Raw genomic sequence first — 18,879 nt, 5'->3', positions numbered from 1 at the left:
ATTTTTTAAAGAAATTGTAATTTAACTAATATGAACTATCAACTGGACGAAATAGACAAGAAGATTCTTGATTTCTTAGTAGAAAACACAAGAATGCCTTTTACTGAAATTGCAAAGCAGATGGATGTTTCTGCTGGAACAATTCACGTAAGAGTGAAAAAGATGGAAGATGCAGGTATTATTTTGGGATCATCTCTTAACATCGATTATGGTAAGCTGGATTATCACTTTACAGCTTTCATAGGTATCCTTTTGACAAAATCAAACCGTACTCAGGAAGTATTGAAAGAATTGTCAACTATTCCTAACGTAATCGAGGCTAGCGTTATTTCCGGAAAATATAATATTTTCTGTAAAGTAAGAGCTAAGAACACTGATGATGCTAAAAGAATTATTTACCAGATCGATGACATTCAGGATGTAATGAGAACTGAAAGTATGATCTCTATGGAGGAATTCTTAAGTGACAAAAACAGACTGATTAACGCAATCTCTGTGTAAGTCAAATTTTAAACGAATAATTATAAAAGAACTTATGAAATCTCTCATAAGTTCTTTATTTTTGTAGATATGGAAGAATACAGCTATTTTGACGAAGACCCGAAGAAAGGATGGGGATTCATACTGGCATTTGCCGCCTTGATGTTGTTTACCGTAATGGGGCTTGGAATAGATGTGGATGAATATCTGCAGCATGAATACCTGCAGATTCCTAGGTGGTACTTCTATGTGATCTTTTCTATTGATGTACTGATGATGATCGGGCTGGTGCTGATGTTCTTTTACAGGAAGATTGGGATCTTTATGTTCCCGGCTTTACTGGTGCTGCATTTCTTTATGCACAATTATTATCTGTCTACATTCCTGTATACGGATGTTACCAATCTTTTCCTGTTCACAGGATTCGGAATGCTTGCCATTATCCCGAAATGGAAGTTTTTTAAATAAGACTTAATCAATTGCAATAAAATAATAAACCGCTTTTAAATAACTTTTAAAAGCGGTTTTTAAAAGTAAAAAAGGGAAATATTATCTGAGTTCCAGCGAATGAAAAATGTCTTGCTTTAAAGGATTCTTAGACCAGTCTTCCCATACTCCGGTATAAGGATTATAACCGCATTTCAGAGGTTTGGATATATCCAGGCCCTCCTTGTTTTTTTCAGTATTTTCAGTGTAGGCCCTGCAGTCTGTACAGACAAAACGGAATTCACAGTCCTTGCAGGTTTCTATATAATCTTTTGTAAGATTCCAGTATTTTTTGAAACCTGGCTGGTTCACTGTTTCTTCAAGGCTTTGGCTATTGATGTTTCCAAAGCTTTCATTCATGAGAGGGCAGTTTTTGAGGTTGCCGTTTTTGTCTATACCCATTTTTTTATACAGACACGAATTGTGGTTAACGGCTTCTAAGACTTTAGAAATATTGGTGTTGAAATACTTCAGTTCCACTTTTCCGCAGGCAGATATTTTCAGGTCATCTTTAAGGAAATGCAGCGAGAATCTGTATTCATTTTTAGCTTTGAAAGGAGGTTCCGAACAATTGTAGAAGATAAGACTGTATATTCTGACTGTATTTTTCTGAAGAGCCTGTATAAAAGACAGGTTGATCTTCTGATTGAATGGTGAGAAAATTTCTATTCCAGATAAAACTGAGGTTTTAAAAATGGTATCAATTTCAATAAAATCTTCCGGGGTTAAAGAGATCAAACTATAAATGACCAAATGCTTGATTCCGAGATTCTCTACTGATGGATATACTTTTTTCAATATTCCGATATCTTCCATTTCTATGAAAAGATTGGTTATTGTGCTGGGTTCATGATGTTTAAAAGAAAGAGGAGGAAAATTCCTGTCCCAGTCACTCTCTGTAATAAATCCATATTCCTTTTCCAGCAGGAGATCAATATATTCCTGAACAATCGCCCTGGATTCCTGATCATAATCTTTCAGCAACGTTTCAATAGAATGGGTTTTCAGCCCTGCTATAATCTCATACAATTCCAGAGGGTATAGTTCTGATACATTTCTCTGCAGATCCGAGATCAGAATTCTTGTGGAACCTTTGGTGATGAGGATATTGCTGAATAGGTTGAAATAGTTCATAGGAAGTTTTGGCAAATGACCGGTATTAATTTTTTTTTGAATTATTCTTTAAAAATTCTTTTGTTATTTTTCTCCTAACTTTGAGACTTTGCAGCCCGATAAGCTTTCTATTATAATTAATATTCACAGAATCTTTTATAATTTCTTCATCATTACTTTTTACACCATATACAGGTTTTAAATGATTAACCTGCACATGTCTTTCTACCATTTCTACATAATCTCTTGGTGGTAGATCACCGGATTTTACATAGTTCAATAGTTTGGTTTTGAAATACTCATAGTCTTCTATTTGTGCCATATGATTTAAATAAATAAACATGGGCATAAAAACACCATCATCTGTTTCAAGTCCTATTTTTTGCATTGATGGGTAGCCATAGTTTGTTAATGTCCACTTTAACAATGCTGCATTTTCTAAAATTATTTAATGATTGCTGACCAGTTATTGAATCCTTCGACTGATCTCTGATAAATGCGATCCTAAAAGAATCAATAAGTTGCTTGTTTAACGAATTTTTCCATTTCACTACCTTCTGCTCTATTGTAATACTATCAATGCCATATTTTTTATATAGTTTAAAAAAATCTGTATCTTTTCGTTTGAACTTCCAATATGGAGCAACTAAGGGTATAAGTTTATATAGGCTTTTTTTCCTCCAAAATTTTTATTGTATTTATCTGAAAACTTAATATAGTTTTCGTATTCTTCCATTCTTTCATTATTTCGTAGCTCAAAATTTCGGAATACTCTTTTAAATTTTTTTATAGCAGTAAGGGTATCATTCTTCATTCTGTAGATACTGTCAATTTCATTTACCTTATTATAATATAAAATGTAATTTCGATTTTTGCAGGCACAAAGAAATAAGCAAAGAATAAGACAAGTGATGTACGTTAAGCCAATGTCTTTATTTTGTGTTTTTATATTACAGTATTTCATAATAATCTTACAATTGACTTTGTAGGTTTTAGTCTCATTAAAAAATCAGTTTGATATTCTGTTGAGAAAACATAATCAACTTTATAGTTATTCTGTGTTTCTGCTGAAGTGTCTCTAAATTTTTCAATATACTTCAGAGTAAGAGGCAATTTATTTTTCTTTAAATTTCTTTTTCATAAGTATTCTGCTATTTCTTTTTCAAGTAAGTAATTGCAAATTGCAGATAATCTAAAAACTGACCAACAGGGTTTATTTCTAAAAGTAAAAATCATTTTTGTTTTTTATAAAATCGAGTGAGCCACAATTTATATCCAGTTGCAGCATAAGGATATGTATTTTTTCTTCAATATCTTTTGAAAGATTATACCTAACATTCCGATTGGGCGTCTCATGATTATATTTTCTATGATCAAGTTGGGTTTTCTTATCATTTTGAGAAAAAATAGCAGTAGACCATATTTTACCATTAAGATAAAAGGCTCGTACTTCAAAATCCTTTTCAACCATTTCCTGAAAAAAGGTAATAAAGAAATTTTTCTTTTCTTTTTCTGTGACAAGAGAGGTATACAAAATACCTTCAGGAAAGTCACCCACTGATTTTAATATTATATTTTCAGCAATAGATTTGGTAATCGTTTTATTAACAATTAGCTGCTCTGTGTTTTCTGCCAGATAATATTCTGGAACTTTCAGTCCTGCTTTTTTGCTTGGTCAAGTACGAAAAGTTTATTCAAATGATTGTTGCTTTGCTTATTAATATGTTTTTTAGCTTCAAGTAATTTTATAACATAATCTTCAAGCCAATATTGAGTTTCATTCATATAAGCATTAATTGAAGGATTATTATATTCTTTCCTTATAAATTGTAACCCTCCTCTGCGATACCAAACGCTCGTAATATCTTCAATAAAAAAGTTATTTCTTTGACTTTGCAAAACGATTCTGTTTTCACATACTTTTATCTCAAAAATTTCATCTTCCTGGATACGGATAAAAGCTTTGCCTAGTGCTTTTAACCATTTAATAACTTCATTTGTTGTTGTTTCCTGATTGGTAGAAAGAATAAGAATCATTTTTTCTTAAATTTATCTTTTCTGATTTTAGATGCATGTTTTATACTGGGAAGTCCTATACTTTTTCGATTGCGGTTAATCCGGACAGAATCCTGATTATTATTTCGTAAGCTGTATCGTACAGCAGTATTTCTATAGTAATCATAGGTATCGGACATTAAGGCATATTCTTGAGGAGAACAATGGCCTGATTTTACATATTCGAATAATTTTCTTCTGAATTCAGGATATTTTTTTGAAGCAATCATATGGCTTAGTAATGTAGGCATAGCGATGAAAACGTCATTGTTTCCGAACTTACCTATTTTTTGTCCATCAGGAAACCCATAGTGCTTGAATGTCCAGAAAAAAGATCTGCATTTTTTTCAATGTTTTTATTTACAAGGGCTATATTTTCAGGCCTTCCTTCCTGGTCACGGATCATAGCAATAGTAAAGGAATCTACGAGTCTTTTATTCAGGTTCTTTTTCCAGTCGGCTACTTTTTGGTTGACTTCCAGACTGTCTATTCCATATTTCTTGCACAGCGGGTAAAGTTTTTTATAGGTATTACGATAAGGAGCGACCAATGCAATAAGTTTGTACAGGCTCTCTTTTCCACCAAAGTTTTTATGATAATGATCTGCAAGCTCAATATATGTTTTATATTCTTCATTAAGCTCTTGGTTTCTAGGTTCATACTTTTGAAACAGTTTTTTGAATTTTTTTATAGCTTTTTCAGGTTTATTAGCCATTCTATAAATACTGTCAATTTTGTTTGCTTTGTAGTAATAAGTAATGTAATTCACTTCGCGATTTTTACATGATAAGACAGAAATCAAAATAAATATTATGATATTGTAATAAGTGTATTGTTTCATAAGCTTATAAAGAAGTTATTTTAGAGTTAGCTTGAAGAGTGAAAAAGGAGGCAAGGCCCTCCATACATTAGCTTGCTGCCTCTTCTCTTGGATTACATACAGTAATCCTACCTATATATGTGCCGTTCGGTCCTGTATAGGTATCATATTCATCACAGTCTTCTCCAACGGGAACGTTGGATTTTACATTATAGCTGCCTCCTTGAATTGTTTTAAGATCTTTCAGCTTTTTGTTTTCCAAAGAAGAAGTCTCTCTTCATTCCATTTAATTTTTTCATTTTTGATAGGATTTTTGTGTTATGTAAATTATTTGTGTCATATAAACCCTGACATTTGGGTGAATGATTTCTCTTGTTTCTCATGTACTGTACACATACAATCTAAAAATGGAAATGCATTCCGTCAACGTTGATGTTTTCAAATCTATAAATATTCAGTTCACGTCAATGAGATAAAATATGTAAGTGATTTGTTTATTTTTTGTACACACATGCACATGCGAATTCTGAATATATCAGAATGTTGGGTGAAATAGTTCAAATATTGAAAAGTATAAAGTGAAGTCAGATAGTGTAAAGAAAATCATGAAATATAACAGAATGGGTATAGAAATATATTCTATTGTACAATACCGTAAAACAAGTAAAATCAAACATTGAAAAAGTGGTTATTTACAGCCTGTTTTGAAAGGAACTTGCATGTTTGCATCAGTTGTTTGTAAAAAATCAGCGATTTCTGACTGAAAAACAGCATAATTGCCTGATGAAATTTTATAAGAAAACGGATTTTTTTATATTTTAAATTGAAAGATGACGCTTTCTGATAAGATACTTTTCTTTTTTATTATTTGAAAAAATGTGCCGGTATTTAGAAAAGTTAGAAAACTCTTTGAAAAATAGATCGGATATCAACTATGACCATGATACGTATAACCATTCCCCTCCTCCGGAGGGGTGGCGAAAATTCAAAGAATTTTTGACGGGGTGGTCATGAATAGAACAACAATCAACATTTTATAACCTAAACAAAAACCCCGGCTGGTTCAGAGAACCAGCCGGGGTATTATAATTACTGATCTTAGTTCGCTAAAATTCTCTTTACAGCTTCTTTTACTGCTGCTGCATCAATATTATACTTCTTCATCAGTTCTGCAGGTGTTGCAGACTCTCCGAAGGTATCGTTCACTGCTACAAACTCCTGTCTTGTAGGTCTTCTTCTTGCCAGCATACCTGCAACAGATTCTCCTAAACCGCCAAGGTAGTTGTGTTCTTCAGCCGTTACAATTTTACCTGTTTTTTCAACAGACTTTAAAATGATCTCCTCATCAAGAGGCTTGATGGTGTGAATGTTGATAACCTCACAGGAAATACCTTCTTTCTCAAGCTCATCAGCTGCCACAAGGGATTCCCATACAAGATGTCCGGTTGCAACAATGGTTACGTCAGTACCTTCCTGAAGCATAATTCCTTTTCCGATTTCGAAAGGCATATCTTCCGGGATGAATACAGGAACTACCGGTCTTCCGAATCTTAAATATACAGGACCTTCAAAATCTGCAATCGCCAATGTAGCTGCTTTAGTCTGGTTGTAATCACAAGTGTTGATCACTGTCATTCCCGGAAGCATTTTCATCATACCGATATCTTCAAGAACCTGGTGTGTAGCTCCGTCTTCCCCTAAAGTAAGACCTGCATGAGATGCACAGATTTTTACATTTTTGTCAGAATAAGCGATTGACTGACGGATCTGGTCATATACCCTTGAAGTAGAGAAGTTGGCAAAAGTTCCTGTGAAAGGAATCTTTCCTGTAATGCTGAGACCTGCAGCAATTCCCATCATGTTGGCTTCAGCAATTCCTATCTGAAAGAATCTTTCAGGGGCCTTCTCAATGAATTTCTCCATTTTCAAAGAGCCGATAAGGTCTGCGCAAAGTGCTACTACATTAGGATTTTTGTCAACGAGTTCTGCTAATCCTGCTCCGAATCCTGAACGAGTGTCCTTTTTTTCTGTATATGTATATTTCATTTTTATTGTATTAATCGAGATGTTAAGATATTAGTAATCAGCCGGAGCTTCCAGGTACAATTGCTTGAATGCTGTGTCTAACTGCTCATCATTAGGAGCTTTACCATGCCATGCATGAGATCCCATCATATAATCTACTCCATAACCCATTTCTGTATGAAGAAGGATGGCTACGGGCTTTCCTTTTCCGGTTTCTGTTTTTGCTTTCTCAAGGATTGCAATGACCGCTTCAAGATCATTACCATTCTTTTCTTCAAGAACAACCCATCCGAATGCTTCAAGTTTTGCATGAAGATCTCCCAGGCTTAATACATCATCTGTATCTCCGTCAATCTGACGTCCGTTATAATCAATAGTAGAAATAATATTATCTACTTTTTAGCGGAAGCATACATCAATGCCTCCCAGATCTGACCTTCCTGAAGCTCACCATCTCCGTGAAGAGAGTAAACAAGAGACTGATCACCATCTAATTTTTTACCCTGTGCTACTCCAAGCGCTACAGAAAGTCCCTGTCCAAGTGAACCTGAAGCAATTCTAACTCCCGGAAGTCCTTCATGGGTAGTAGGGTGTCCCTGTAATCTAGAATCTAATTTTCTGAAAGTACTCAGTTCTTCGACAGGGAAGAAACCGAATCTTGCCAAAGTAGAGTAGAATACCGGAGAAATGTGTCCGTTTGATAGATAAAAATGATCCTCATTTTTGCCTTCCATGGTGAAAGGAAGTTTATAGTTCATGACCTTTCCGTAAAGGGCTGTGAAGAACTCTGTACAACCTAGGCTTCCACCCGGGTGCCCTGAATTTACAGCGTGAACCATTCTTAAAATGTCTCTTCTGATCTGCGTAGTAAGAGTTTTTAACTCTTCAATACTTTTACTCATTATATCTGATTTATTTGTATGCGAATTTACAATTTTTTACCGGAAATGCCGGTCTCCGGATATAAAAACCCGGATTTGTATGATTTATTTAATACTCCTCTTTTAACAGCCCTCATTGAGGTAAACGGAAATTTCAGTAACAATATTATTAACAAATTTAAAGCTTAATAGGGTTCCTGCCTGGCTGTCTTCAATATTGAAATAACCGGAATCCTTAACAGGCTTGTCGTTTTTATCCCAATCCGGACGTACACTGAAGTTAGGGTAATTTCTATAAGCGTTAATGAGGTCATCTCTTGTGCTTCCGACTCCGATCCCGCTTTTGGTTTTAAATTTTTTACTTGTTGTCGTCATATACGTGATGGAAGGAACACTTGGATTAGCCTCATTGATATAATTATCAAAAAGATCAATCTGAATGGTTTCTCCACCATACCTGACAATATTTTTTCTCTCCGTTTGAATCAGTCAGTTTTGTTCCTGCGATTTTCTCAGCTTCAACCTTTGGCATGAAGACCTTAAATGGACCGATTCTTAATGTCGATACTTCAAAATTTTCCTGAGCATTCATAAAGCTCAATGTTAATAGAAATGTGAAAATTGTAATAATTTTTTTCATGGTTTTTTAATTTCGGTTTTTTTATTTTAATGAATTGTCACATTTATTTTATTCAATTCAAAGATATTGAAATACGCCGAGTAACTATTTATTAAAAAGAAAAAAATAAACTATTCTTTTTGAGTTTAATGCTTTATGCATCAGTATTTTTATTGTTTTTGTAAGTTTATATTAATTTTTTTAAGTTTTATTATGTGACAATCAGATTAATTTGATTAATTTTATAATTCAAGAATATTTGATTTATTTTCTTTTATTGAATATTTTCATCCTTTATGACTGAATGAATAAAAATTACATACCATTATATATGAAAATTAAACAATTATTTTATTTGGGGATATTCATTATATCCGTTTCCCTGGGGAAAGCCCAGGATTTTTACGGTAATCAGTGAGAGATCTATTAAAGCAGATCCTAAAAACAGAACCGTACAACCGGAAAAGTCACTGACCTATACATTGGATGTGGCCGGAATGAAGAATTATTTTAATACTGTTCCGGAATTGAAAGACAGTGACCGTAAGGATAACGCACCTGTTATTGTACTGCCAATGCCTGATGGTACAAAAGCGAAATTCAGGATCTGGAAATCTTCAGTGATGGCTCCGGAATTAGCCGGTCAGTTTCCTCAGATTGTTACTTTTACAGGGCAGGGAATTGACGATAAGTATGCTACAATTAAACTTGATTTTACAGAATTAGGGTTCCATGCGCAGATAAAATCTGCAGTAGCAGGGGACACTTATATTGATCCTTATGCGAAACAGGATATTAACAATTATATCATTTATAAAAAGAGTGATTTAATTGATAAAAATCCAAGAACTTGCGGCGTAAAAGATGAGGACGATACTCCGTTAGGAAAAAAACGCTCAGAAAACCGTAAGCCCAAGCGTAGGAACTCAAATTAGAGTTTTCAGATTTGCTGTGGCTTGTACCCATCAGTATGCAATTGCTGCAACCGGAACAGCAACACCTACTGTTGCGCAGACACTTTCGGCAATTGTAACCTCCGTAAACAGAGTAAATGGGGTATATGAGCAGGAAGTAGCTTCAAGATTGATATTGGTAGCTACCGAAGCGAATGTTATCTTTACAAATGCTGCTACAGATCCTTTTACAGGAAATGATAATGCCGGAACATTAATTAATGAAAGCCAGACTCAGATTGATTTACTGATAGGAAATGCCAATTATGATATCGGCCATACTTTCAGTACCGGAGGTGGCGGATTGGCAGGATTAGGTGTAATCTGTAACAGTACCAATAAGGGAAGAGGAATCACCGGTTCGCCAAATCCAGTGGGCGATCCTTATGATATTGATTATGTGGCCCATGAAGTAGGGCATCAGTTTGGAGGCCCTCATACCTTTAATGCAACTACAGGCAGCTGTAGTGGTAACCGTAGTGCGGCCAATGCTGTAGAGCCGGGAAGCGGAATTACGATTATGGCTTATGCCGGAATTTGTGGAAGTACAAATAACTTAGCGGCCAACAGTATTCCTACTTTCCATACAAAATCATTCCAGTCCATCACGGCAAAAGTTCAGTCAACAACTTGCCAGGTTACCCTTCCGGTTAACAATTTCGCCCCTACTGTTAATGCAGGTGGTGATTATACAATTCCTAAAGATACACCGTTCAGATTGGAAGGATCAGCTTCAGATATTGATAACAATCCACTTACTTACAGTTGGGAACAGAATGATGTAGGACCTGCAGGTGACTGGAATGCCCCTACAGGAAATGCTCCACTATTCAGATCATACGTACCGGTAACGGTTCCTTACAGATATTTTCCAAAACTTACAGATGTAATCAATGGTACTGTTTCCAAAGGGGAAGTTAAGCCATCTTATGCAAGAACAATGGAATTCAGACTGACTGTAAGAGATAACAATGCAGGTTGTGCAGGGGTTTCAAACGATGATGCTATTATTACTGTAGATGGTAACTCAGGGCCGTTTACTGTAACAGCACCTACCACAGCTGTAAACTGGGCAGGGAATTCTACCCAAACCATAACATGGAATGTTGCCAATACAACTGCATTCCCGGTAAATGCCGCTACTGTAAATATTTACCTCTCAACAGACGGAGGTCTTACTTATCCTACATTGATTTTAGGTTCTACTCCGAACGACGGTTCCGAAACGGTTACTATTCCTAACGTGAATACTACACAGGCCAGAATTATGGTAGCTGCAGAAACGAATGTTTTCTATAATATTAACCCGATTAACTTTACTATTACCCAGACATTGGGAGTGAATGAAGCATCTGCAAATAAGGATGTATTCGTAGTATATCCTAATCCAAGCAAAGGACTGCTGAATGTTCAGTTTGCCAGTTCAAATGAAGTATATGATATTACGATCTACGACGTAAGCGGAAAACTGGTATTCAGCAAGGCAAATAACAGGCTGAATCATGATAAAACAGGTACTTTCGACTTGTCTTACCTGGTTAAAGGAGATTACCTGATTAAAGTTAAATCTAAGAATATAGATAAAACAGTCAAGTGGATTAAAGAATAACCCGTCCGGGTTATGATATAAAAGACGGCTGTTTTCAATTGAAGAAAACAGCCGTTTTATTTTTTACGATTAAATTTAAACTACTCTTAAATGTTGTCTGTCTTTTACCATCCATAGGCCGATAAAAGTTAGTAATCCGTTCAGAACGATCAGCTCTACGCCAATTCTGTAATCTGTATAAGTAGTAACAGCCAGATTGATCAGATAAGTCAGTACAGGAGCTAAGATCGTTACGGTAAGAATAGAGTATTTTCTTGAAATCTGAAATTTGGTGAAGATTCCGAAAGCGAAAAGTCCTAAAAGCGGTCCGTAAGTATATCCTGCAATTTCCATGATCAGGTAAACAATAGACTTGTCATTCATGGCCTTGAAGACCATAATCAGGATAAAGAAAACAACGGTGAAAGTTAGATGTACTTTCATACGAAGGCGTTTCTTTTCTTTTTCAGTTTTGGTTTTATCCTCATTAAGGTTTAATAGATCTACGCAATATGAACTTGTTACAGCTGTCAGAGCGCCGTCAGCTGAAGGAAATAATGCGGAAATCAATCCGATAATAAAAATAACGGAAATAGCCATCGGAAAATATCCCTGAAGGGACAGCGCCGGGAAAAGATCGTCTCCCATTATGTTTTTGATGTTTCCTGCGGTATCTTTAAATCCGAAAATATTCGTTACTGTTTCCCCGTTTATCGTTCCATATTCTGCTCCATGCTGCAGTGCAAAAAGGTATAATAATCCTCCCAGGAATAAGAAGGCAAGGTTTACCAGAAGAAGTGTTCCTGCAAAGGTAAGCATGTTTTTCTTGGAGTTCTTAAGATTATCCACAGAGATATTTTTCTGCATCATTTCCTGATCAAGCCCCGTCATGGCAATCGTGATAAAAATTCCTCCCAGAATTGTTTTCAGGAAAAAAGTTTTGGAATTAGGATCAAAATTGATGAAATGAGTATAATTTTTCTGCTCCAGAATGGTGTATGCTTCCCCAAAGGATAAGTTCAGGTTAGATAAAATGTAAGTGATACATGCTATAAGACTGATGATCATAAAGGAGGTTTGCAGCGTATCTGTAATCACAATCGTTTTTACGCCTCCTTCAAAAGTATACAGAAGTACCATCAGTAAAAGTACAAGTGAGGTTACCCAAAACGGAACTCCCAATCCTTCAAGCAGGAAAATCTGTAAAACGTTTACCACAAGATATAGCCTCGCCGTAGCACCAATTGCTCTTGAAATAATAAAAAAGATCGAGCCTATTTTATGAGCTTCCACATTGAATCTTTTTCCAAGATAAGTATAAATGGAAGTCAGATTCATTTTATAATAAAGCGGGAGTAATATTGCCGCAACAATAAAATATCCGATGAAAAACCCGATAACCATCATATAATACTCAAAACCTCCGTAAATATATTCGGAGCCGGTCATTTTTCCGACAGTTCCCGGAACTGAAATGAAAGTAACCCCGCTTAAGCTGGTACCAATCATCCCGAATGCTACGAGCCACCATTTGCTCTTTTTGTTACCGATAAAAAACGACTGGTTATCAGAATTCCGGCTGGTGAAATAAGAAATCACCAAAAGACCGATAAAATAGACGAAAACAAATAGCAAAAGGATAGTTCCTGGATTCATGCCTGATTTTTAAATTTTAGCAAATATATAAAAAAGATCAGTCGTGAATCGTGAATTTAGTTCAGACACAATTTTTAAGGAAAAAACTGGTATTGAAAATAAAAATAACGGCATAAAAAACCTTCCGGAATAAGTCCGGAAGGTTTGTATTGTAAGGGTGGAAACAGTGGTTAATTCACCAAAACATCCTGAAGTTCCTCGCTTTTCTGGAAACTTGCCTTAGCGAAAGGGCAGAGGGGGATAATCTTTTCCCGTTTTTTCTGGCGAAATCTACTGCTGCCAGAAGCATTTCCTTACCTACACCTTTTCCGTTGTAGGCTTCTTCCACCTCGGTGTGGTCTATAATAAATCTTTCTTCTCCCGCCCAGGTATAGGTCATCATTCCTGCGCGTCTTCCATCTATGAAAGCTTCAAAACTTCCGTGTTTTTCGTCGTTGTTTTGTTTTACTTCGATCATACTATGAGAATTTGGTTAATATTTCTATGTCGTTGGTTAATATTTTATGAACAGGACATGCATCGGCAATGGTGTGCAGTCTTTTTCTCTGTTCATCATCCAGAACACCTTCAAAGCTGATATCTCTTTTGAAGACTGCTCTTTTTGTTAACGGGAAATTTTCAAGTTCTACCTCCACATTGATGTTTTCCACATCCCATTCCTTTCTTTCAATATACATTCTCAATGTAGCAGCTGTACAGCTTGCCAGTGACGTTGCCAGAATTTCAAAAGGATTGAAGCCCTTATTCTGTCCGCCTTTATCAACCGGCTCGTCAGTAATGATCTGATTATCGCCGGCTGTTACTTCTGTATAATATTTTGTTTTTCCTAAACTTGCTTTTACTGTTACCGCCATTATTTTTCTGTATTGAATTTGTAACTTAATGCACCGGAAGGGCATTGGTCTATCTGTTTTTAAGTTCTTCAGGAGCTGCATTTTCCGCTTTTATCCAGGGTCTTTCTTTTGGATTATAGACTTTGGGAAGCAGTTTTACACATACAGCCGAGTGGATACATTTTTGGGGCTGCCAGATGACAGTAATGTCGCCGTTGGTATATTCGTGTGTTTCCATATTAATTTTCTTTTAATGATTTTTCGATTCTTCTGTCCGGAATCAGCCATATGAGAGCCACGATATAATAAAAACCTATGGCAATATAAGGATAAAAAATGAAGTAGCGATTCCCAGAATATAAAATACGATGGAGATATATTCTTTATATTTTGAGTGAATGGCCTCTTTCAGTTTTGAATCTTCCCTTCGCAGCGGATGATCACATTTTCCAGAATCGTATAAGCAATTGCCGGCATAATGAGCCCGATACCATAGGCCGCTACAGGGTTTTTGCAAAACCTGTATTCCCGATCCATTCTGTAGCAGCAGGCATCAGAGAGAGCCAGAACAACAAATGAAGATTGGCCCAAAGAATACTGCCGTTTACTTTTTTTACGGTCTGAAATAAATGATGATGATTGTTCCAGTAGATTCCTACATAGATAAAACTGAAAATATAGGCCAAAAACTTAGGGAGAAGAGGTTTAAGACTGGCCCAGTTATTTCCTTCCGGTACTTTCAGCTCAAGTACCATAATGGTGATAATGATAGCCAGAACACCATCACTGAAAGCCTCCAGTCTTCCCTTAGTCATTTGTTTTAACCTGATTTTAAAATTCTGTATTTTATTGTTCAGGTCATTTAGCATTTCCGGATTAATGACCCCGCTTGCAAGATCAAAATTTTCATAAAATTTAGGTAATGAAAATGTATCCTTGATATCTGCTGCAAACTGTGGGAAAAATGTTTTTGCTGTATTCATCACATTTCCGCCGCCATAACCTCCTGGAGACGTACTCATCAGAAGCATCGGCTTGTTCTGAAATACTTTTACATTGATCCTTGAAGCCCAGTCAAAAACATTTTTAAAAGCAGCGCTGTAAGAACGGTTGTGCTCTGCAAGAGAGCAGATGATGACATCACATTCCTCAATAGCTTTTAAAAACTGATGAGCCTGATCAGGAAAGCCCTTCTTTTCAAGGTCTACAGAGAAAACAGGCATAGTGAAATCGTTGAGGTCAATCAGATTGATTTCTTCATCCTGAAAATCTTTCAGAACAAATTTAACCAGTTCCCTGTTGATAGACGTGGAAGATGTACTTCCTGCAAATGCTAATATTTTCATGATTAATCAATCGGACTGAAGTTATTTTCTGTTTAAAATAGCCTTAGGAAGCGGAACATATTCGTTTTCGTCACCCGGTACCAGAGGAAATGCCTCGTGATTCTGGTCATTCCAGTTTACTTTTGCCTGCTCAATTACTTCTTTGTCAGAGTTGACGAAATTCCAGAATATAAAACGCTCTTCATCAAAGGGCTCACCACCGAAAAGATAAACAGTTCCGTTCTCACTCATGTCAAACTCACAAAGCTTGGTGTCTTTAGCGATCATCAGCTGTTTTGAACCATAAGAGTTTCCGTCTGTAGTTACAGTTCCATCCAGAACGTACATTGCCGCCTCTCCGTAAAGATCCTTTCCGATGCTGATTTTCTTAGCTTCCCTGGTTTTGATTTCAAGGAAAAATAACCTGCTGTGTACCGGAACCGGAGAGGTCCTGCCAAATGCTTCACCGGCAATTAATTTATACTGGATGCCGTCTTCCTCCCAAACCGGAATTTCATCCGCTTCGATATGATGGAAGGTAGGCTCCGACTGCTCAAGATGCTTTGGAAGTCCTACCCAGATCTGGAATCCGTGAAGTCTTTTATCACTGTGCCTTAAATATTCAGGAGTTCTTTCAGAATGTACCACTCCTTTTCCGGCAGTCATCCAGTTTACGGCACCCGGTTTTATTTCAATAGCGCTTCCGATGCTGTCTCTGTGGAAAATAGAGCCTTCCAGCAGGTACGTTAATGTAGATAAACCGATATGAGGATGTGGCGGAACATCAAGATTCTGATAATCTTTTAATTCTGATGGTCCCATATGATCAATAAAAACAAAAGGTCCGACAGCTCTTTTTTCACGGAAAGGAAGAAGTCTTCCTACCAGGAAATTACCGATATCCGCTGCTTTTTCTTCAATGATAAGTCCAATATTTGACATAATGATGTGATACTTTTTTAAATGTTAATTAATTAGATTGATGAAAGTGTTCAGAGTTTGTCATATCCTTCAAATCTCTCATCCACGATACGCTTCCATTCAGGATGCTTCCTGATAAAGGCAAAAACATAAGGACAGAACGGAAGAAGTTTTTTCCCGCTCTCTTCAATATAATGGAGTGTTTTTTCCACTACAGCTGCGGTTGCACCTGTTCCTGCCAGTTCAGCATCTGCTTCAGTATGAATTAAAGAGATCTGGTGCATGGTCTCACGATAATCAATAAATGCGTGGTGCCCGTTGACTTCTATTTCAAATCTTTTTTCTGCTTTTACAAGAGGTATATTTTCAAATTCAGGTTTCATAATTTTTGCATTAAAGGTGTTTGTTTTTCAAATAGAATAAACAACACGTATTCATAATAACAGCTAAACCTTACAGGTTTCTGAAACCTGTAAGGTTTGCCATCATATAAAGTTAATAAAAAAGGAATAATTAAAGATTACGATAAATTTAATTCTTTTAATCTTCCAGATATCCGAATTTCCCGGTATTGAAATCCTCGAAAGCCTGCATGATTTCCTCCTCGAATTCATAACAAAAGGGCCATGAGGATAAATCGGTTCGTTGATAGGCTCACCACTGATGATCAAAACAACAGCGTCTTCTTTGGCTTCAATGCTGAATGTTTCACCTTCATTCTTAAAAAGAACGAAATGATCCTGTTTAACCGTTTCTTCGCCATTAATAATAACACTTCCTTCAATAACCAAAGCAGCTGTATTGAAATGGGCAGGGAAATTAAAATCAGCTTTTCCTCCTGATGTAAGTTTGGCATTCATCATGTGAACCGGTGTGAATGTACTGGCTGGCCCTTTGTGACCGTCATATTCTCCGGCAATCACCTCTATAAAACCATTGTCACCAAGATCAACTCTTTCCATCTTAGCGTTTTCAATAGCCTGGTATTTTGGACAACTCATTTTGTCTTTCGCTGGAAGATTCACCCAAAGCTGAACCATCTGAAAAATTCCTCCTTCTTTTGCCCATTCGGTTTCATGATATTCTTTATGAAGAACTCCTTTAGCTGCAGTCATCCACTGAACATCCCTTCTCCGATAACACCGCCGCCACCGGCGCTGTCATGGTGTTCTACTTTTCCGCTGTATGCTATTGTTACGGTTTCAAAACCCCTGTGCGGATGAACGCCAACTCCTCTTGGCCTGTCTGATCCGTTGAAGTGAAATTTTGAATTGTAATCCAGCATAATGAACGGATCCATTTTTTTCATATCCAATCCAGGCACTCCCGGAATGAAATTATGAACCCTGAATCCATCACCTACAAAATGTGCAGGTCTTGGAGATACTACGATTTCTATTATTTTAGTTGCCATCACATTGTTGATTTATGTAAACAAAATTACCATAGTTACCTGTGAAAAGCATTGATCTGTGTTAAGTTCGTGAGAATGGGGAATGAAAGGCGGAAATGCAAAACCGCTCTGTATTAGATTTCGCTATTTTGCCTTTTTGCTGTTTTACGATTCTACCTTTTTATTATTTCCCTTACAATTATTCCTCCTTCGACTTCATATTTTTTCCATCCGAAATATGCAGTCTCCTGAATACAAAACCTGATAAAATCGTTAATATGCCTACTGTAAGAAAAGTTAACCGGAATGCATTATGGATTTCTCCCTTAATGAGATCTGTATTTTCATACAGCTTTAAAACAATCAGTCCGAAAGCTATTCCGAAACCTATTGCCAGCTGTTGATTGACAGAGAGTAAAGAGTTTCCGCTGCTGGTCTGAAAGTTCCGGAGATCGGCAATAGAAATAGTGTTCATGGAAGTGAACTGTATAGAGTTGAAAAACCTAATATCGCGATGATCGGAACAAACCAGTACAGAGAAGTATGGATGTCAGGAATAGCAAGCAGGCAAATCAGAGTTCCGATGATGAACGTATTGATCATTAAAGTCTGGCGGTAGCCATATTTATCTAAAATTTTAATCACATATGATTTCCCGAAGATAGCGGTTAAGGCCATAGGGGCAATGATCCAGCCTGAAGTTACTGCAGACTGTTTATAGGCAATCTGGATCATCAATGGCAGCAATAACGGAACAGAGCTGATTCCTAATCGGGTGGCAAGGTTTCCTACAATACCTACCCGGAAAGTTCTTACCTGAAACAGATTCAGAGGAAAGATAGGGTTTCCTCCTCTTTTGGCATGTTTGTAATAATAATACAGGAAAAGAAATCCCATAATAAATACAAGTAAAACAGGAGTAATATTCTGTATGTCTCCAAAAAGTTCCAATGAAACGGAAAGCAGGAGAGAGGCTGCTGCAAAGATTAAGAAGCCTTTTAAATCAAAATCTACATCATCAGATTTATAATCAGGCATGAATTTTAATCCCAAAAGAATTCCCAGAAGGCCAATCGGGATATTGATAAGAAATATCCAGTGCCATGAAAGATAATCTACCATATAACCTCCTACCAAAGGGCCAAGCACAGGCCCGATAAGCGCAGGAATAATGGCGAAATTCATTGCCTTAAGCAATTCGTTTTTATCAAATGTTTTGATAAGTGCAAGTTTTCCTACAGGGGTCATCAAACTTCCTCCAACTCCCTGGATAACTCTTGAAATTACCAAATGAGTAAGATTCTGAGACATGGAACAGAACAAAGAACCCAGACTGAATAATATCAAAGAAAATATAAACACTTTTTTTGTTCCAAACCTGTCCGCAAGAAAACCGCTGGCCGGCATAAAGACCGCCAGGGTCAGAACGTAACTGATGATGGCATTCTGCATATTGAGTGGCGACTCATTCAGGTCTTTTGCAATGGCGGGCAGGGAAGTATTGAGGATCGTGGAATCCAGCATTTGCATAAAAATAGCAGTGGCCAGAATTAAGGGAAGTATTTTTTTACGGATGTCTGTGGTGTATTTGCTTCTGTCATTTCGTACCGGCTGGGTCATAAAAACTCCCAGGCTTATTTGATTTGAAGAACCGCTTGCTTTAAGCGGTTTGATCCTTAGATAAAGAAATCCATATAAAATTAAAAAAGTCCTGTGAAATTTCACAGGACT

General features: G+C 36.6%; 19 protein-coding genes and 6 pseudogenes. 4 read left to right on the top strand and 21 right to left on the bottom strand.

From position 1 onward, the window contains the following. Window positions 1-30: 30 nt before the first annotated feature. Entirely contained in the window at window positions 31-501 is a 471-nt protein-coding gene (locus OWR28_RS07965) for an Lrp/AsnC family transcriptional regulator (protein ID WP_002984446.1), read from the top strand. 69 nt (window positions 502-570) lie between these two features. Continuing rightward, window positions 571-948, top strand: coding sequence for a hypothetical protein (locus tag OWR28_RS07960; protein ID WP_332386172.1), 378 nt, complete (start codon window positions 571-573; stop codon window positions 946-948). An 81-nt stretch (window positions 949-1,029) separates the two neighbouring features. Here OWR28_RS07960 and gwsS read toward each other — a convergent pair whose 3' ends face one another. The 10 genes and pseudogenes from gwsS to OWR28_RS07910 form a co-directional block, all read right to left on the bottom strand. Further along, entirely contained in the window at window positions 1,030-2,100 is a 1,071-nt protein-coding gene (gene gwsS, locus OWR28_RS07955; RefSeq protein ID WP_332386171.1) for a grasp-with-spasm system SPASM domain peptide maturase, read from the bottom strand. Window positions 2,101-2,125: 25 nt separating this feature from the next. Beyond that, entirely contained in the window at window positions 2,126-2,506 is a 381-nt protein-coding gene (locus OWR28_RS07950) for a hypothetical protein (RefSeq protein WP_332386170.1), read from the bottom strand. A 792-nt stretch (window positions 2,507-3,298) separates the two neighbouring features. Next, window positions 3,299-3,637 carry a hypothetical protein gene (locus OWR28_RS07945; protein ID WP_332386168.1) on the bottom strand — a complete coding sequence of 113 codons (339 nt, stop codon included), beginning with the start codon at window positions 3,635-3,637 and terminating at the stop codon, window positions 3,299-3,301. 95 nt (window positions 3,638-3,732) lie between these two features. Beyond that, complete coding sequence (locus OWR28_RS07940) at window positions 3,733-4,116, bottom strand: MvdC/MvdD family ATP grasp protein (protein WP_332386167.1); 384 nt, start codon at window positions 4,114-4,116, stop codon at window positions 3,733-3,735. A 301-nt stretch (window positions 4,117-4,417) separates the two neighbouring features. After that, window positions 4,418-4,903: a hypothetical protein gene (locus OWR28_RS07935; protein WP_332386166.1), complete on the bottom strand. Its 486-nt coding sequence runs from the start codon at window positions 4,901-4,903 to the stop codon at window positions 4,418-4,420. A 139-nt stretch (window positions 4,904-5,042) separates the two neighbouring features. Further along, window positions 5,043-5,216, bottom strand: a complete 174-nt coding sequence (locus OWR28_RS07930) for a hypothetical protein (RefSeq protein ID WP_332386165.1) — start codon at window positions 5,214-5,216, stop codon at window positions 5,043-5,045. Window positions 5,217-6,052: 836 nt separating this feature from the next. Next, window positions 6,053-7,000, bottom strand: coding sequence for a transketolase family protein (locus OWR28_RS07925; RefSeq protein WP_332386164.1), 948 nt, complete (start codon window positions 6,998-7,000; stop codon window positions 6,053-6,055). 30 nt (window positions 7,001-7,030) lie between these two features. Beyond that, window positions 7,031-7,881, bottom strand: a pseudogene (locus tag OWR28_RS07920) (transketolase). Window positions 7,882-7,983: 102 nt separating this feature from the next. After that, entirely contained in the window at window positions 7,984-8,235 is a 252-nt protein-coding gene (locus OWR28_RS07915) for a hypothetical protein (RefSeq protein WP_332386163.1), read from the bottom strand. 55 nt (window positions 8,236-8,290) lie between these two features. After that, a complete protein-coding gene (locus OWR28_RS07910; protein WP_332386162.1) occupies window positions 8,291-8,500 on the bottom strand; it encodes a hypothetical protein in 210 nt (69 codons plus the stop codon). A 476-nt stretch (window positions 8,501-8,976) separates the two neighbouring features. On the opposite strand from OWR28_RS07910, the gene OWR28_RS07905 reads away from it, so the two are divergent. Together OWR28_RS07905 and OWR28_RS07900 are read left to right on the top strand one after the other, a co-directional pair. Continuing rightward, window positions 8,977-9,414, top strand: coding sequence for a hypothetical protein (locus OWR28_RS07905; RefSeq protein ID WP_332386161.1), 438 nt, complete (start codon window positions 8,977-8,979; stop codon window positions 9,412-9,414). Beyond that, a complete protein-coding gene (locus tag OWR28_RS07900; RefSeq protein WP_332386355.1) occupies window positions 9,410-11,041 on the top strand; it encodes a reprolysin-like metallopeptidase in 1,632 nt (543 codons plus the stop codon). Before OWR28_RS07905 ends, OWR28_RS07900 begins: the two co-directional genes overlap by 5 nt. Window positions 11,042-11,116: 75 nt before the next feature. Here OWR28_RS07900 and OWR28_RS07895 read toward each other — a convergent pair whose 3' ends face one another. The 11 genes and pseudogenes from OWR28_RS07895 to OWR28_RS07845 form a co-directional block, all read right to left on the bottom strand. Next, on the bottom strand, window positions 11,117-12,676 hold the full coding sequence (locus OWR28_RS07895; protein WP_332386160.1) for a sodium:solute symporter: 1,560 nt from the start codon (window positions 12,674-12,676) through the stop codon (window positions 11,117-11,119). 170 nt (window positions 12,677-12,846) lie between these two features. Further along, window positions 12,847-13,133, bottom strand: a pseudogene (locus OWR28_RS07890) (GNAT family N-acetyltransferase). A 1-nt stretch (window position 13,134) separates the two neighbouring features. Next, on the bottom strand, window positions 13,135-13,530 hold the full coding sequence (locus OWR28_RS07885; protein ID WP_332386159.1) for an OsmC family protein: 396 nt from the start codon (window positions 13,528-13,530) through the stop codon (window positions 13,135-13,137). Then, a pseudogene (locus tag OWR28_RS07880) lies at window positions 13,530-13,747 on the bottom strand ((4Fe-4S)-binding protein). Before OWR28_RS07880 ends, OWR28_RS07885 begins: the two are co-directional and overlap by 1 nt. A gap of 1 nt (window position 13,748) precedes the next feature. Next, window positions 13,749-14,324, bottom strand: a pseudogene (locus tag OWR28_RS26910) (TMEM175 family protein). A 3-nt stretch (window positions 14,325-14,327) separates the two neighbouring features. After that, a pseudogene (locus tag OWR28_RS07870) lies at window positions 14,328-14,855 on the bottom strand (NADPH-dependent FMN reductase); the annotation flags it as partial. Between the two features lie 21 nt (window positions 14,856-14,876). Continuing rightward, the gene (locus tag OWR28_RS07865; protein ID WP_332386158.1) at window positions 14,877-15,776 is read right to left on the bottom strand and encodes a pirin family protein; all 900 of its coding nucleotides are present in this window, start codon (window positions 15,774-15,776) and stop codon (window positions 14,877-14,879) included. 50 nt (window positions 15,777-15,826) lie between these two features. Further along, complete coding sequence (locus tag OWR28_RS07860) at window positions 15,827-16,138, bottom strand: GNAT family N-acetyltransferase (protein WP_332386157.1); 312 nt, start codon at window positions 16,136-16,138, stop codon at window positions 15,827-15,829. A 157-nt stretch (window positions 16,139-16,295) separates the two neighbouring features. Further along, window positions 16,296-17,169, bottom strand: a pseudogene (locus OWR28_RS07855) (pirin family protein). Window positions 17,170-17,347: 178 nt separating this feature from the next. Next, window positions 17,348-17,623 carry a hypothetical protein gene (locus OWR28_RS07850; protein WP_332386156.1) on the bottom strand — a complete coding sequence of 92 codons (276 nt, stop codon included), beginning with the start codon at window positions 17,621-17,623 and terminating at the stop codon, window positions 17,348-17,350. Then, a complete protein-coding gene (locus tag OWR28_RS07845) occupies window positions 17,620-18,873 on the bottom strand; it encodes an MFS transporter (RefSeq protein ID WP_332386155.1) in 1,254 nt (417 codons plus the stop codon). The genes OWR28_RS07850 and OWR28_RS07845 overlap by 4 nt, the downstream gene beginning before the upstream one ends. Between the last annotated feature and the right edge of the window lie 6 nt (window positions 18,874-18,879).

The organism is Chryseobacterium sp. 1B4, assembly GCF_036631475.1.
Taxonomy (GTDB): Bacteria; Bacteroidota; Bacteroidia; order Flavobacteriales; family Weeksellaceae; genus Chryseobacterium.
Note: the sequence above shows the minus strand (reverse complement) of the source record. Positions and strands in the feature narration are given on the sequence as shown.